13 protein-coding genes are annotated in these 14348 nt (G+C 68.5%); 10 read left to right on the top strand and 3 right to left on the bottom strand.

Annotated features, from left to right (window positions below):
- Position 1 precedes the first annotated feature (1 nt).
- Positions 2-1198, bottom strand: coding sequence for a multidrug efflux RND transporter periplasmic adaptor subunit SmeA (gene smeA, locus AC5P9L_RS16295; RefSeq protein WP_111118375.1), 1197 nt, complete (start codon positions 1196-1198; stop codon positions 2-4).
- Positions 1199-1315: 117 nt separating this feature from the next.
- Here smeA and baeS point away from each other — a divergent pair, with 117 nt between their 5' ends.
- The 10 genes from baeS to AC5P9L_RS16245 all read left to right on the top strand — a co-directional run bounded on the left by baeS (position 1316) and on the right by AC5P9L_RS16245 (position 11903).
- Positions 1316-2719 carry a sensor histidine kinase efflux regulator BaeS gene (gene baeS / locus AC5P9L_RS16290; protein WP_495230664.1) on the top strand — a complete coding sequence of 468 codons (1404 nt, stop codon included), beginning with the start codon at positions 1316-1318 and terminating at the stop codon, positions 2717-2719.
- Positions 2716-3405: a response regulator gene (locus tag AC5P9L_RS16285; RefSeq protein WP_099527032.1), complete on the top strand. Its 690-nt coding sequence runs from the start codon at positions 2716-2718 to the stop codon at positions 3403-3405. Before baeS ends, AC5P9L_RS16285 begins: the two co-directional genes overlap by 4 nt.
- A gap of 132 nt (positions 3406-3537) precedes the next feature.
- On the top strand, positions 3538-4359 hold the full coding sequence (locus tag AC5P9L_RS16280; RefSeq protein ID WP_005414810.1) for a nucleotidyltransferase domain-containing protein: 822 nt from the start codon (positions 3538-3540) through the stop codon (positions 4357-4359).
- Positions 4360-4499: 140 nt separating this feature from the next.
- Complete coding sequence (locus AC5P9L_RS16275; RefSeq protein ID WP_005411530.1) at positions 4500-5030, top strand: gamma carbonic anhydrase family protein; 531 nt, start codon at positions 4500-4502, stop codon at positions 5028-5030.
- 123 nt (positions 5031-5153) lie between these two features.
- Entirely contained in the window at positions 5154-5843 is a 690-nt protein-coding gene (locus AC5P9L_RS16270) for an RDD family protein (protein ID WP_005414811.1), read from the top strand.
- Positions 5840-6832 carry a stage II sporulation protein M gene (locus AC5P9L_RS16265; RefSeq protein ID WP_111189622.1) on the top strand — a complete coding sequence of 331 codons (993 nt, stop codon included), beginning with the start codon at positions 5840-5842 and terminating at the stop codon, positions 6830-6832. The genes AC5P9L_RS16270 and AC5P9L_RS16265 overlap by 4 nt, the downstream gene beginning before the upstream one ends.
- Positions 6822-8444 carry a DUF4129 domain-containing protein gene (locus AC5P9L_RS16260; RefSeq protein WP_279915881.1) on the top strand — a complete coding sequence of 541 codons (1623 nt, stop codon included), beginning with the start codon at positions 6822-6824 and terminating at the stop codon, positions 8442-8444. The genes AC5P9L_RS16265 and AC5P9L_RS16260 overlap by 11 nt, the downstream gene beginning before the upstream one ends.
- A complete protein-coding gene (locus AC5P9L_RS16255) occupies positions 8441-9625 on the top strand; it encodes a DUF4350 domain-containing protein (RefSeq protein WP_059035804.1) in 1185 nt (394 codons plus the stop codon). The genes AC5P9L_RS16260 and AC5P9L_RS16255 overlap by 4 nt, the downstream gene beginning before the upstream one ends.
- Positions 9622-10608: an AAA family ATPase gene (locus AC5P9L_RS16250; RefSeq protein ID WP_005411535.1), complete on the top strand. Its 987-nt coding sequence runs from the start codon at positions 9622-9624 to the stop codon at positions 10606-10608. The genes AC5P9L_RS16255 and AC5P9L_RS16250 overlap by 4 nt, the downstream gene beginning before the upstream one ends.
- On the top strand, positions 10605-11903 hold the full coding sequence (locus AC5P9L_RS16245; protein ID WP_114619040.1) for a DUF58 domain-containing protein: 1299 nt from the start codon (positions 10605-10607) through the stop codon (positions 11901-11903). The genes AC5P9L_RS16250 and AC5P9L_RS16245 overlap by 4 nt, the downstream gene beginning before the upstream one ends.
- 615 nt (positions 11904-12518) lie before the next feature.
- Here AC5P9L_RS16245 and AC5P9L_RS16240 read toward each other — a convergent pair.
- Positions 12519-13166 carry a hypothetical protein gene (locus tag AC5P9L_RS16240; RefSeq protein WP_024956134.1) on the bottom strand — a complete coding sequence of 216 codons (648 nt, stop codon included), beginning with the start codon at positions 13164-13166 and terminating at the stop codon, positions 12519-12521.
- Positions 13166-14344 (bottom strand): glutathionylspermidine synthase family protein, encoded by a 1179-nt coding sequence (locus AC5P9L_RS16235; protein ID WP_043035569.1) that lies wholly within the window; start codon positions 14342-14344, stop codon positions 13166-13168. The genes AC5P9L_RS16240 and AC5P9L_RS16235 overlap by 1 nt, the downstream gene beginning before the upstream one ends.
- Positions 14345-14348: the final 4 nt, after the last annotated feature.

Here is a 14348-nt window from a genome sequence, read left to right as displayed (position 1 = left end):
CTCAGTGCGACTTTTCGTCGGTGTTGCCGTTCGGATCGACCGCCGGCATCGCCGCCAACTGCGCCGTCGTGGCCGCCACCACTTTCACCTGCTGACCGAGCGATACCGCGCTGCCGTTGCTGACGATCACCCGTTCGCCAGCCTTGAGGCCGCTGGTGATCTGCCACTGGTTACCGACCACCTGGCCGGTGCTGACGCGGCGCTCGACCACATGATCCTTGGCGTCGAGCAGGCGCAGCAGCGGTTCGCCGCGTTCGTTGCGCACCACCGCCTTCTGCGGCACCAGCAGGGCACGCGCGTCGGTGGCCATCGGCAGCACCGCCTTCAGGTACATGCCCGGCAACAGCAGGCCGTCCGGGTTCGGAATGACCGCGCGCAGCTTCACGTTGCCGGTGCCCGGATCCACTGCGCTGCCGACGAACTCCAACGTGCCTTCATGCGCGTAGGTGCTGCCGTCCTCCAGCAGCACCTTAACCTGTGCCTTGCCATCGATGGCCTTCACCAGGCCCGCATCGAGCCGCTTGCGCAGCGCCAGCATCTGCGTGCTGGACTGGGTGACATCCAGGTACACCGGGTCCAGCCGCTGGATGGTGGCCAGTGCCGTATCCTGGCCGGCCGCGACCAGCGCGCCGGCGGTGACGCTGGAGGTGCCGATGCGGCCGTCGATGGGGGCGGTCACCCGGGTGTAGTCGAGGTTGATGCGGGCAGCCTGCAATGCAGCGCGCGCGGCAATCACGTTGGCCTGCGCCTGCTTCAATGCCGAGGTGGCATCGTCGGCGTCCTGCTTGCTGGCTGCATCCATGCTCACCAGCGCGCGGGTACGCTCGGCCTTCGGCTGTGCCGACAACACGGTGGCCTCGGCCTGCGCCAGCTGCCCGCGGGCGGTATCGAAGGCCGCCTGGTACGGTGCCGGGTCGACCTGGTACAGCAGCTGACCTGTCTTGACCTGCTGGCCTTCGGTGAACAACCGCTGGCGGATCAGACCGCCGACCTGCGGCCGCACCTCGGAGATCTCGAACGGCACGGCACGGCCGGGCAAGGTCTGCTGGAGTGCCAGCGGCTGCGCGCGGGCGATGATGACGCCCACTTCGGGCATGGCCGGGGCATCGGTCCTGCCCGCCGAACAGGCCGCCAGGGCCAGCAGCAGGGGCAACAGCAGGGGACGCAGGGAACGGGACAGCGGGCGCAGGAGGGACATGGGGGGCGTGGGGGCCTTTCGTTGACCCGTGCACGCTGCCGTGAAACTGTGCAGAGAATATGGAGATTGTGCGACGGGCTCAGCTGGCGCTTGCTTTCGGCGTCGCATGCGCCGCTAATGGCCTTCGCGATGGCGAAGTTCCAACTCAAATTCGGCCTGATCGCGAAGACCTTCCTCGCGATCTTCACCGCCTGCCTGCTGGTGCTGGCAGTGAACGGTATTGCCAGCCGCGTGGCCTTCCAGACCGGCTTCCTGGACTACCTCAACGACCAGGGCGACCTGCGCATGCAGCGGCTGATGCCACACCTGCAGCGCGAGTACCGCGAGCACGGTGGCTGGGAGCATCTGCACGGTGATGGCGACCGCTGGGCGCGGCTGCTGCGCCCGGACCTGGCCCATGGGCACGAAGGACCGGTGCCGTCGCTGTCCGACCAGACCGGCGTGCCGTCGCGCCTGGGCCTGTTCGACGCGCAGCACCGTTTCGTGGCCGGCAACCCCGACGCCACCAGCGATGACGAGCCGCATGCGGTGCAGGTGGACGGGCAGACCGTCGGTTGGCTGGGCATGGTGCCGTTCCAGACCGTCATCGCCACCAACGACCTGAATTTCTACAACACCCAGGTGCGCGCCTGGTGGGTGATCGGCATCGCGCTACTGCTGGTGACGGTACTGCTGGCCTGGCTGGTATCGCGTGCGCTGCGCCAGCGCCTTGCCAAGCTGGCCGCTGCCACCCACCGGTTGGCCGCCGGTGACTACGCCACCCGCATCGAGCGCACCAGTGACGATGAGCTGGACGCGCTGGTCAACGACTTCAACCGGATGGCGCAGGCGCTGGACGATACCGAACGCAACCGCCGCGCCTTCATTGCCGACATCTCGCATGAGCTGCGCACGCCATTGGCCGTGGTGCGCGCCGAGCTGGAGGCGATCGAAGATGGCATCCGTCCGCTGGACCGGGCCAACCTGGTGGGCCTGCAGGGCGAGATCCGCCAGCTGGGCAAGCTGATCGACGACCTGCACGACCTGTCGATGACCCAGTCCGGTGGCCTGGCGTACCGCTTCGCGCCACTGGACCTGGTGGCGCTGCTGCGCAGCGAACTCAATGGCATGCGCGTACGCTTCGCCAATGCAGGCCTGGCGTTGGAAGAAGACCTGCCCGCCACGCCGTTGCAGGTGTCCGGTGACGAACGGCGCCTGCAGCAGGTGCTGGCCAACCTGCTGGAAAACGCACTGCGCTACACCCATGCCGGTGGCCGCGTACGCGTGCAGGCAGCGCGCGTGCCTGCCGGCGTGCAGCTGGTCGTGGAAGACACCGCGCCGGGCGTTCCGGCCGACAAGTGTGCACTGCTGTTCGAACGTTTCTACCGCGTGGAAAGTTCGCGCAACCGCGCCAGTGGCGGCAGCGGGCTGGGCCTGGCCATCAGCCACAACATCATCCTCGCCCACCACGGCGTCATCCACGCCGCGCCCTCGCCGCTGGGCGGGCTGCGCGTGGTCATCACCCTGCCGGAGCCTGCATGAGTGCGTCGCCCGCCACGTCCACGAAGATCCTGATCGTCGAGGACGAGCCACGCCTGGCCTCGGTACTGCGCGACTACCTGGCCGCCGCCGGCATGGCCAGCGAGTGGGTGGACGACGGTGGCCAGGTGATCGACGCGTTCGTGCGCTACCAGCCCGACCTGGTGCTGCTGGACCTGATGCTGCCGCAGCGCGACGGCGTGGACCTGTGCCGCGAACTGCGTGCCAGCAGCGATGTACCGGTCATCATGGTCACCGCACGGGTGGAAGAGATCGACCGCCTGCTGGGCCTGGACATCGGTGCCGACGACTACATCTGCAAGCCGTTCAGCCCGCGCGAAGTCGTCGCGCGGGTGGTGGCGGTACTGCGCCGCTATCGCCCGGATCCCGCTGCACGCGCCAACAGCGGGCTGCACATCGACGAACCGGCGGCACGCGCCACCTGGAACGGCAAGGGCCTGGACCTGACGCCGGTGGAGTACCGCCTGCTGCGCACCCTGCTGGCCACGCCAGGCCGGATCTGGGCGCGCGATGAGCTGCTCGACCGCCTCTATCTGGACCATCGCGTGGTGGTCGACCGCACCGTCGACAGCCATGTGCGCAACCTGCGCCGCAAGCTGGCCGACGCCGGCATGGAAGGCGAGCCGATCCGTTCGGTGTACGGCATGGGCTACAGCTACGAGCCCTAGCCGGTAGTGCCGGCCGCTGGCCTGCAACCGCAGAATTCCAAGTGCGCCCATGAGCTTGCCGGCCAGCGGCCGGCACTACCGGTGCGCACTTGCGTTACAGTCGAGCACGCTCGACATTACGAACACAACTGCATGGACGACATCCACCCGATCGCGCCGGACAAGCGCGCCGCCATCCTTTCCACCCTGGCTGACATCGAACAGCGCTACGACGTACGCGTGCTGCTGGCCTGCGAGTCGGGCAGCCGCGGCTGGGGCTTTTCCTCGCCCGACAGCGACTACGACGCGCGCTTCATCTACGTGCATCGCCAGCCTTGGTATCTCAGCGTCAACGAGAGCACCGGTCCCGGCGAAGCGCAGCGCGATGTGATCGAACTGCCGATCGACGATGAGCTCGACGTGAGCGGCTGGGACCTGCGCAAGGCACTGCGACTGGTTTCAAAATCCAATCCGACCCTGATCGAGTGGCTGCGCTCGCCGATCGTCTACCAGCAGGATCAGGCGGCGGTGTCACAGTTGTGGGAAGCAGCGAAAGCGTTCCATTCACCGCTGGGCACCTGGTGGCACTACTTCAACATGGCGCGCTCGAACCATCGCGGCTACCTGCGTGGCGAAACGGTGCGCACCAAGAAGTACCTGTACGTGCTGCGCCCACTGCTGGCCTGCCAGTGGATAGAGCACGAACAGACACCCCCGCCGATGGCCTTCGAGGATCTGCTGGACCGGCTGCTGCCAGACGGTGCGGTGCGTGAAGTCATCGATGCCCTGCTGGCGGTCAAGCGGGCCAGCGCCGAGGTCGCCGCCGGGCCGCGCATTGCGGCGATCAGCGACTACATCGATCGTGAACTGGCCATCCGGACTGCGCAGGCGCCACAGCTGCCCGCCGGACGAGGTGATGCTGCGTGGCTGGATGAGCTGTTCCGGCAGATGCTGGCCGAGCACGCGCCTGAATGAAGAGCCGCACCTGCCGCTGGTAGTGCCGGCCGCTGGCCGGCAACCACGGAAATCCAGGCGTGCCGCGCGGTTGCCGGCCAGCGGCCGGCACTACCACACGGGTATCATCGTCGCGAACGCCCTGATTTCCGGAGACCCCGATGAACCCGCTGCGCCCCTTCCGCGACAAGATGCCCATCCTCGGCGAGCGCGTGTACATCGACCCGTCGTGCACGATCATCGGCGACGTGGAACTGGGCGACGACGTGTCGGTGTGGCCGGGCACGGTCATCCGCGGTGACGTCAATTACGTACGCATCGGTGCACGCACCAACGTGCAGGACGGCACCATCATCCACGTCAGCCACCACAGCCCGTACAACAAGGCCGGCTACCCGACCCTGATCGGCGAAGGCGTGACCGTCGGCCACGGCTGCATCATCCACGCCTGCACGATCGGCGATTACAGCCTGATCGGCATGGGCGCCTGCATCCTCGACGGTGCCCGCGTGGAGCGCCATGGCTTCGTCGGCGCCGGTGCGGTGATCGGCCCCGGCAAGGTGGTGGGCGAAGGCGAGCTGTGGGTCGGCAATCCGGCCCGGCCGGCACGCACCCTGAGCGACAAGGAGATCGAGTCGCTGCACTACTCGGCCGACCACTACGTGCGGCTGAAGGACGAATACCGGGGCTGAGCAGCCAACGCTGCCGCGCGGCTCTGCTAAAGTCTGGGCCCGACCAGGACCTGTCGAGACCCCCATGCCTGTGGTTGCCAGCCGGAGAGGACTCCGGCGCCCACAACGAAGGCCACCGCGCTGATGGCCGCACCGATGCTCGATACCTACCGTGAGGTGGTGACGCCGGAGGGTGTGCTGCTCCAGTTGCCGGTAGCCGGACCGCTGCCGCGGGCCATGGCCTGGCTGGTCGATCTTGGCGTGCGCATCGCGGTACTGGTGCTGATGGCGATTCCGCTGGCGGTGCTGGACGAATTCGGCTCCGGCCTCAACCTGGTGCTGATGTTCCTGGTCTACTGGGTCTACCCGATCGTGTGCGAGGCGCTGTGGGGCCGTACCCTGGGCAAGCGCGCGCTGGGCCTGCGCGTGCTGTCCCGCGATGGCGCGCCCGTGGGCTGGATGGCGGCGATCACCCGCAACCTGCTGCGCACGGTGGACATGCTGCCGTTCGGCTACGCACTGGGCCTGGTCAGCAGCCTGTTCGATCCGCACGGCCGCCGCCTCGGCGACCTGGTGGCCGGCACCGTGGTGGTGCACGCGCCTGTGCTGTACCTGCCGCCGCCACCTACCATCGACAGCGTGCTGGCCCCGCCGCAGCCACTGCGGCCGGAGGAACAGGCCGCGCTGATGGCCTTCGCCGAGCGCGCGCCACGGCTGTCGGCGGCCCGCCAGCAGGAGCTGGCCGGCATTGCCGAGCCCCTGACCGGTACCCACGGCCAGGTCGCCGTGCTGCGCCTGTACGCCATGGCCAACTGGCTGCTGGGGCGGCGATGAAACAGGAACAGTTCGTCGCCCGCTACCAGCAGGAATGGCAGGAGCTGGAACAGTGGCTGCTGCTGCGTGCCGGCGCCTCGCGCCGCGCGCGCCGCAAGGCCAGCGGCCTGGCACTGGACGATACCGCCGCCCCGCAGCGCTACCGGCGCCTGTGCCAGCAGCTGGCGCTGGCCCGCGAGCGCGGTTACAGCCCGCAGCTGCTCCAGCGCCTGCAGCAGCTGATGCAGCAGGGCCACAGTGTGCTGTACCGCACACGGCCGACGCGCTGGCGCGCCGCGCTGGAATTCCTCGTGGCCGACTTCCCGCTGCTCGTGCGCAGCCAGGCACGCAGCATGTGGGTGGCGCTGGCGATGTTGGCCCTGCCGGCAATCGCCTGCTTCGTGCTTGTACAGGTCTATCCGGACCTGATCCATACGTTGATGGACAACCGCCAGATCGCCGCGATGGAGCGCATGTACGACCCTGCCGCCGAACGACTGGGCCGCGACAGCGGTACCGACTGGATGATGTTCGGCCACTACATCCTCAACAACATCAGCATTGCCCTGCGCACCTTCGCCAGCGGCCTGCTGGCCGGGCTGGGTACGCTGCTGGTGCTGCTGTTCAACGGCGTCACCATCGGCGCGGTGGCCGGCCACCTGCAGCACATCGGACACGGTGGACCATTCTGGCGCTTCGTGGCCGGCCATGGCGCGTTCGAGCTGACCGCGATCGTGATCGCCGGCGGTGCCGGCCTGCAGCTGGGCATGAAGCTGCTGGCACCGGGCCGGCGCAGCCGCCTGGACGCGCTGGTCGACGGTGGCCGCATCGGTGCGCGGCTGTGCCTGGGCGTGGCGTTCATGCTGCTGGTCGCAGCCTTCATCGAAGCGTTCTGGTCGTCGATCGCCGAAGTCCCCGCATGGACCAAGTTCGGCGTCGCCGGAGTGCTCTGGGCCGGCGTGCTGCTGTGGCTGTGGCGTGGCGGGCGTGGAGGCGGCCATGCGCATTGACCGTCTGGACGTAGTGCTGCGTGCACGCAGCGGCTGGGAAGCGATGGAGCTGGGCAGTGCCCTCGCCCGCCGCCATGCGCGCGCCGTGTGGGGCAGCTGGCTGCTGGCCAGTGCTCCGTTGTTCGTGATCTTCAACGGGCTGGGATGGTGGCTGGATGCCTTCGGTTGGGCCTGGCTGGCGATGTGGTGGTGCAAGCCACTGTTCGAGCGTGCGCCGCTGTATGTGCTGTCGCGCGGCATCTTCGGCGAACCGGTCAGCACACTTTCGGCCCTGCGTGCGCAGCGTCACTGGGGCAACACTGGTTCCTGGGGCTACCTGGGCTGGCGTCGCTTCAGCGTGCTGCGCAGCCTGTGCCTGCCGGTGAACCTGCTGGAAGGCAACGCACCGGGCCAGCGCGGTCCACGCCGCCGTGCGGTGGCTGCCGGCGCCGCAGGTGCGGCGACAGTGCTGACCGTGACCTGCATGGCGTTCGAAGCGGTGCTGGTATCTGGTGCCATCGGTGCAGTGTTCATGTTCATGCCACTGGACCTGATGTCCGAATCCTGGCGTGCGGCGTGGGACATGATCGGCAAGGACACGCCGGCATGGGCACGCTTCGGTTTCAATCTGGCCTGCTGGCTGGCCTCGGCGCTGATCGGCCCGTTCTTCGTCGGTGCGGGCTTTGGCCTGTACTTGAACCGGCGTACGCAGATGGAAGCCTGGGACGTCGAAATCGCCCTGCGCCGCCTGCGCGATCGCCTGCTGCCGGCGGCATCGACGCTGGCGCTGCTGCTGTGCCTGGCACTGCCACTGGTCTCCGCCCCGGTGCACGCGCAGGACGCAGATGCCGAGCCCGGGCGCGCAATGGGCAAGCCCAACGCCAGTGACATCGCCGCCGAAGACGACGACGATGAACCGACCATCGACCCGGCCAACACGCCGGCCACCATCTTCGGTGGCACGCCGGTGGACACCGCCGGTTTCCGTCAAGCGGTTAACCGCGCCTATGAGGACCCGCTGCAGCGCCCGACCCGCGAGGTCACCCGCTGGAAGCCGATCGAGCAGGCCGAGGAAAAAAAGAAGGAAGACAAGCAGCTGCAGCGTGACACCAACAGCAAAGGTGAACGCAAAGCGCGCAGGGACGGCATCGCCTGGCTGGCACGGCTGGCCGAATGGGGCCTGTGGGGCCTGCTCGGCATCCTGCTGCTGGTGCTGCTGCTGACCGCGCGGCTGTGGCTGCCATGGCTGCGTGGCAGTGGCCGGCGCAAGGCCGACGCTGCACCGGAGGTGCTGGAGGAACAGGTGGAGTTGCCGGTGGTGCTGCCGCCGGACGTGGCCACCCAGGCTGGCCTGCTCTGGGACCAGGGCCGGCCGCGGCAGGCGCTGGCCCTGCTGTACCGCGCCAGTGTGCGCACGGTGGGCGAGCGCAGCGGTATCGCGCTTCCACCCGGTGCCACCGAAGCGCAATGCCTGCGCGCGTCGCGGCGTATGCCCGAGGCCAGCGACCGTGACCTGTTCGCGCGCATCGTGCGCATGTGGCAGTACGCCGCCTACGGTGGCCGCCTGCCCAGCCGCGCCGATTTCGATGCATTGGCCGATACCCTGCGCCAGCAGTACGGGTGGCAGGCATGAGTCCGCGCCTGTTCTGGTCGCTGCTGCTCGGTGCATTGGTGCTGTTCGGTGTACCGCTGACCATCCTCTACCTGCGCACGCACGAACGGGTGACCGAGACGATCCGGCTGCCGCCACAGGGCGAGGCCGCCTACAACCCGCTGTACGTACTCGGCCAGGCCCTGCGCGCCGATGGCATTGACGTGCACTCGCGGCCGCGGCTGGAACTGCAGCAGATGGCACTGGGGCCGAACGATACGGTGGTGCTGCTGCAGGACAGCAGCGAACTGCCGCCGCCCGTTGCCAGCGCGCTGCTGGACTGGGTCGACGGTGGCGGCCACCTGCTGGTACGTACACCGCCGCCGGCCGAGGACGATGCCGGCAGCACGCAGGGCCCCTTGCTGGACCGGCTGGGCGTGGACAGCCTGTTCCAGCGCAGCGACTGCCAGCCGTTCCATGTCGACGACGATCCTGGCCACGTCGAATTCTGCGGTGGCCGCCGCTTCACCCTGGGTTTTGCCGCCAGTGCGCAGGCCGAACGTCGCTGGGGCACGGATCGCGACCTGGTATTCGCGCGCCTGCGCCATGGCCGGGGCAAGGTGAGCGTGCTGGCCGACATGGAGTTCATGCGCAGCGAGGTGGACTCACCGGCGGCGCGCCTGGCCTCCGCAGGGGGCAAGGCCAGCGACGGCCTGCACGACGCGTCGCATCGCGACCTGACCCGCTACCTGCTCGATCCGAACTACGGCAAGGGTGCGGTCTGGCTGGTCTATGCCAGCCGCCCGCCGTCGCTGTGGTCGCGCATGTTCTATCAGGGCTGGCCGCTGTGGGCACCGTTGCTGCTGGCCCTGCTGGGTTGGCTGTGGGGCCGCTCGCAGCGCTTCGGCAGCCTGCTGACGTCGCCGGTTCTGGAACGCCGTTCGCTGCTGGAGCACGTGCGCGCCAGTGGTGAACTGCTGCTGCGTTTCGGCCACGGCGCGCGCCTGTACGAGGCCGTACTCGCCCTGTTCCTGCACCGCCTGCGCCTGCGCGCACCGATTGCCGCCGCACTCGATGGCGCGCCGCGCGATCAGGCCATCGCCGAGCTGCTGAAGTGGCCGCAAGGCCGCGTTGCCAGCGCGCTCACGCCCCCTCCGCCGCACGATTCCTCCGCCCTGCGCGAGCGCATCCGCTTGCTGCTCCAGATGAGATCCCTGCTATGACCGAAGTCCCCGAGCTGCCGGCGGCCGCCAACGCCCGCCTGATCGAACGCGTCGATGCCATCCGCGATGCCGTCGGCCACGCCTTCATCGGCCAGGCTGATGTGCTGGACCAGATCCTGGTGGCCCTGCTGGCCGGTGGCCACGTGCTGATCGAGGGCGTGCCCGGGCTGGGCAAGACCCTGCTGGTGCGCGCGCTGGCCCAGGCACTTGAGCTGGACTACGGTCGCGTGCAGTTCACCCCCGACCTGATGCCCAGCGACGTCAGTGGCCACGCGGTGTACGACCCGAAGAGCGAGAGCTTCAAGATCCGTCGCGGCCCGGTGTTCACCAATCTGCTGCTGGCCGACGAGATCAACCGCGCACCGGCCAAGACCCAGTCGGCGCTGCTGGAAGTGATGCAGGAAGGCCAGGTGACCATCGAAGGCAAGGCCTTCACCCTGGCGCCGCCGTTCATGGCGCTGGCCACGCAGAACCCGCTGGAGCAGGAAGGCACCTACCCGCTGCCGGAAGCGCAGCTGGACCGCTTCCTGCTGAAGGTGCTGATCGACTACCCGCAGCTGGAGGACGAGAAGCGCATGGTGACCGCGATCACCAGCGGCCGCGCCGCCAGCGATTTCGACCTGAGCCAGGTGCCGCGCGTGCTCGGTGCCGGTGAGCTGCTGGAACTGCAGCGCGCCACGGCGGCGATCACCGTCGATGACGAAGTGATCGACTACGCGGTGCGGATTGTGGCGGCCACGAGGCAGTGGCCGGGTATCGCGGTCGGCGCTGGCCCGCGTGGCAGCATCGCGCTGGTACGTGCCTCGCGCGCGCAGGCGGTGTTGGCCGGCCGTGACTTCGTCACCCCCGACGACGTGCGCGACATCGCGCGCCCCGCGCTGCGCCATCGCATCGCGCTGGCACCGGAACTGCAGATCGAAGGCCAGGACGCCGACGACGTGCTGGGTGCACTGCTGGCCAAGGTGGAAGCACCGCGCCGATGAGGCCGGCCCCGCTGCTGCTGGCGCTGCTGCTGGCCTGGGCCGCCCTGGGTGGCCTGGTGCTGGGCGGCCTGCTGCCGCGCTGGAGCTGGGCGCTGGCCGCGGTGGCGATTGCCGTGCCAGCGTTGATGGATCTGTGGCGGCAGACGCGGCGTCCATCGCCGCAGATCCAGCGTGAGCTGCCCGAAGCGCTGGCACTGGGCGTGCGCCGCGAGGCCGCGCTGCGGCTGCAGGCGGACGCATCGATGACGGTGCAGGTGTTCGACCTGGTCCCCGGCGGCTGGCCGCTGGAGTCGCTGCCGCAGCGCGTGCGCCTGAAGGCCGGCAGCGCGTCCACCCTGCACTACCACCTGCAGCCGCTGCAGCGCGGGCGCTTCCGCTTCGACGGCGTGCATCTGCGCATGCGCTCGCCATGGCGCCTGTGGTGGCAGCAACGCACGCTGCCTCCCGTGCTGGACGTGCGGGTCTATCCGAACTTCGCACCGCTCACCCGCTTCGCCCTGTTCAGTGCCGACCAGGCCTCGCGGCTGGTCGGTGCACACGTGAAGCGCCGCCGCGGTGAAGGCACCGACTTCCACCAGATGCGCGAGTACCGCATCGGCGACAGTCTGCGCCAGCTGGACTGGAAGGCCACCGCGCGTGCGCGCAAGCTGGTCTCGCGCGAGTACCAGGACGAGAAGAACCAGCAGCTGCTGCTGATGCTCGACAGTGGCCGCCGCATGCTGGCCAGCGAGGGCGGGCTCTCGCACTTCGATCACGCATTGAACGCCTCGCTGGTGGTGGCCTACCTGGCGCTGCGCCAGGGCGATGCTGCCGGCCTGTTCGCCACCGGTGGCGAGCGCCGCTGGGTGGCACCGCAGCGCGGGATGGGCACCGTCGAGCACCTGCTGCGCGCCAGCTACGACCTGCAGCCGCGCGCGGTGGCCACCGACTACCTGGCCGCCGCCACCGAAGTGTCGCTGCGCCAGCGCCGGCGCGCGCTGGTGATGCTGGTCAGCAACGTGCGCGACGAAGACATCGAGGATCTGCTGGCGGCGGTGCGCCTGCTGCAGAAACGCCACCTGGTGTGCGTGGCCAGCCTGCGCGAGCGCGAACTGGATGCTGTCCTCGATGATGAGGTGCAGTCGCTGGAGGACGCGGCCCAGGCCGGCGCTGCGGCGCTGTATCTGCAGCAGCGCGCGAAAGCGCATGAAGCGCTGCGCAGCGAGAAGGTGATGGTGCTGGACGTGACCGCCGACGCCCTGCCCGGTGCACTGGTGGAGCGCTATCTGGCGGTGAAGCGCGAAGGGCTGCTCTGATACCAGGAACGGTTGCCGGCCAGCGGCCGGCACTACCGACACATCGCTCTGGTAGGTGCCAACCTTGGTTGGCACGAAACCCACAGCGCCGACCAGGGTCGGCATCTACCAACACCGGTTGCCGGCCAGCGGCCGGCACTACCCCCTGCAACAACCGGTGCATCGCTTTGGTGGGTGCCAACCTTGGTTGGCACGAAACCCAAAGCGCCGACCAGGGTCGGCACCTACCAACGGCGGTTGCCGGCCAGCGGCCGGCACTACCCCTGCAACAACCGGTGCATCGCTTTGGTAGGTGCCAACCTTGGTTGGCACGAAACCCCCAGCGCCGACCAGGGTCGGCATCCACCAACACCGGCTTCCGGCCAGCGGCCGGCACTACCCCCCCTGTAACAACCGCCACATCGCCCTGGTGGGTGCCTACCTTGGTTGGCACGAAACTCACGGCGCCGACCAAGGTCGGCATCTACCAGAAACGGTTGCCGGCCAGCGGCCGGCACTACCCCATGCAACAACCGGTGCATCGCTCTGGTGGGTGCCAACCTTGGTTGGCACGATACCCACAGCGCCGACCAAGGTCGGCATCCACCAACACCGGTTGCCGGCCAGCGGCCGGCACTACCCCTGCAGCAATCGCCGCTGCAATCGCTCCACCGCGCGCTGCAGCAACACCCGGTTGCGGGCCAGCTTCATCCACTGCGGCAGGCGCGAGAACATGGATCGGTGATGGCCGCGGCTTTCGCGCAATGTCGCGCTCGCGTACTCGTGCAATGCCTGCAGATGTTCAGCGTTATAGGCCCAGAGCAGGCCTGCGCGGGTCTGTTCGACCAGGCACAGCGGCAATCCGAAGTGCGGATCGGCAGGCTCGGCATCACGCAACGGACGCACCGAGACCGAAACATCGGTACTACGATCACATTGCGCGCATCGAGCAGCGAAGGACGCCGGTGCAGGAACGCCAGCGGGAACCCGACGACGCACGTGCAGCCACTGATGCCCACAGAATCCACAAGGTTGGCGGCCCAGCATGTAGACCGCACCGACCCAGTCACCACTGTCCAGTGCAGAACTGCAGCCGGTGCAGCGGAATCGCGCGGTCCACCGGTAGGGTTCCCAGCTGGCGACCACCCAGCCGGGGGTGTCGCAGCGATGGCAACGCACCGCGACGCGGTCCGCGAAGGCCTGCAGGCTGCGCCCGTCATCGAAGTGCCGGCCAGGCACGGGCGAAGAACGCCCATGCCGGCCAGGCCAACGCCGCACCGCCATCAGACGTAGATCCGCGTCGGCGCCTCGTCAACGATCGCATGCGGCACGAAGCGCGCACTGTCACGGGTGATCGCGCTGTCGTCTTCGCGGATGCCGATGCCGCAGGCGTGGTCACCCACCACCCAGCTGCCGATCAGCGGATAGCCGCCTTCGAAGCGGGTGAGCGGATGGGCGCGCTGGATGATCGCCGGGCCATCGTAGGGACCGTCGCTGCGCTGGGTGCTGCCATCGGCCAGATGCATCTCGATGTTCGCGCCTTCGCGCGAGAACAGCGGCTTGCGCACCCAGCCCGACGCCAGCGTGCTGCCGTCATCGAAATGCGCTTCCAGCAGGTTCGGATGGCCCACGTTGCGCTGCCACAGCAGCGGCAGGATGGCCTTGTTGCTCAACACCGCCTTCCACGCCGGCTCCAGCAGCTGCACGCCCGAGCCGGGCAGCGCGCGACCGAATTCCTCGGCCATCAGGTCTTCCAGCGGGTACAGCTTGAACAGCGTGCCGATCACCGAATCGTCCAGCGCGGTGAAGCGGCCGTCCTCGGACAGGCCAATGTCCTCGATGGCGATGGCCTGGCCATGCAGGCCGGCCTGCGATGCACAGTCGCGCAGATAGTCGACGGTGCCGCGGTCTTCTTCGGAGCTGCCCACGGCACTGAAATACAGCGGCGGCGGCAGCTGCGTGGCCAGTTCGCCGAAACGCTCGACCAGCGTTTCGTGGATCGCGTTGAACTGGTCGGCGTGCTGCGGCAGGCGACCGGCGTTGCGCTGGTCTTCCAGCCACTGCCATTGGAAGAAGCTGGCCTCGAACAGCGAGGTCGGCGTGTCGTAGTTCAGTTCGTACAGCTTGGCCGGCCCAGTACCGTCGTAGGCCAGGTCCAGGCGACCGTACAGATGCGGCTGGCGCTGGCGCCAGCTGTCGGCGATCCAGTCGCGGTAATGCGACGGAATCGCCAGCTGGTCCATCAAGCGTTCGCTGGCGATGACATCGCCGACCAGGTCCAGCGCCATCTGGTGCAGCTCGGCGCTGGGGTCTTCGATGTCCTGCTCGATCTGGCGCAGGGTGAACGCGTAGTACGCGCTTTCGTCCCAGTACGGCTGGCCGTCGATGGTGTGGAAGCGGAAACCCGCCTCTTCCGCGCGCGCCCGCCATTGGGCACGCTCGGCAATCCGGATGCGCTGCATGGGT

Source organism: Stenotrophomonas sp. YJH_SMC_64 (assembly GCF_059371375.1).
The sequence above is the reverse complement of the archived record's forward strand: the minus strand, read 5'-3'. Positions and strand labels throughout refer to the sequence as shown.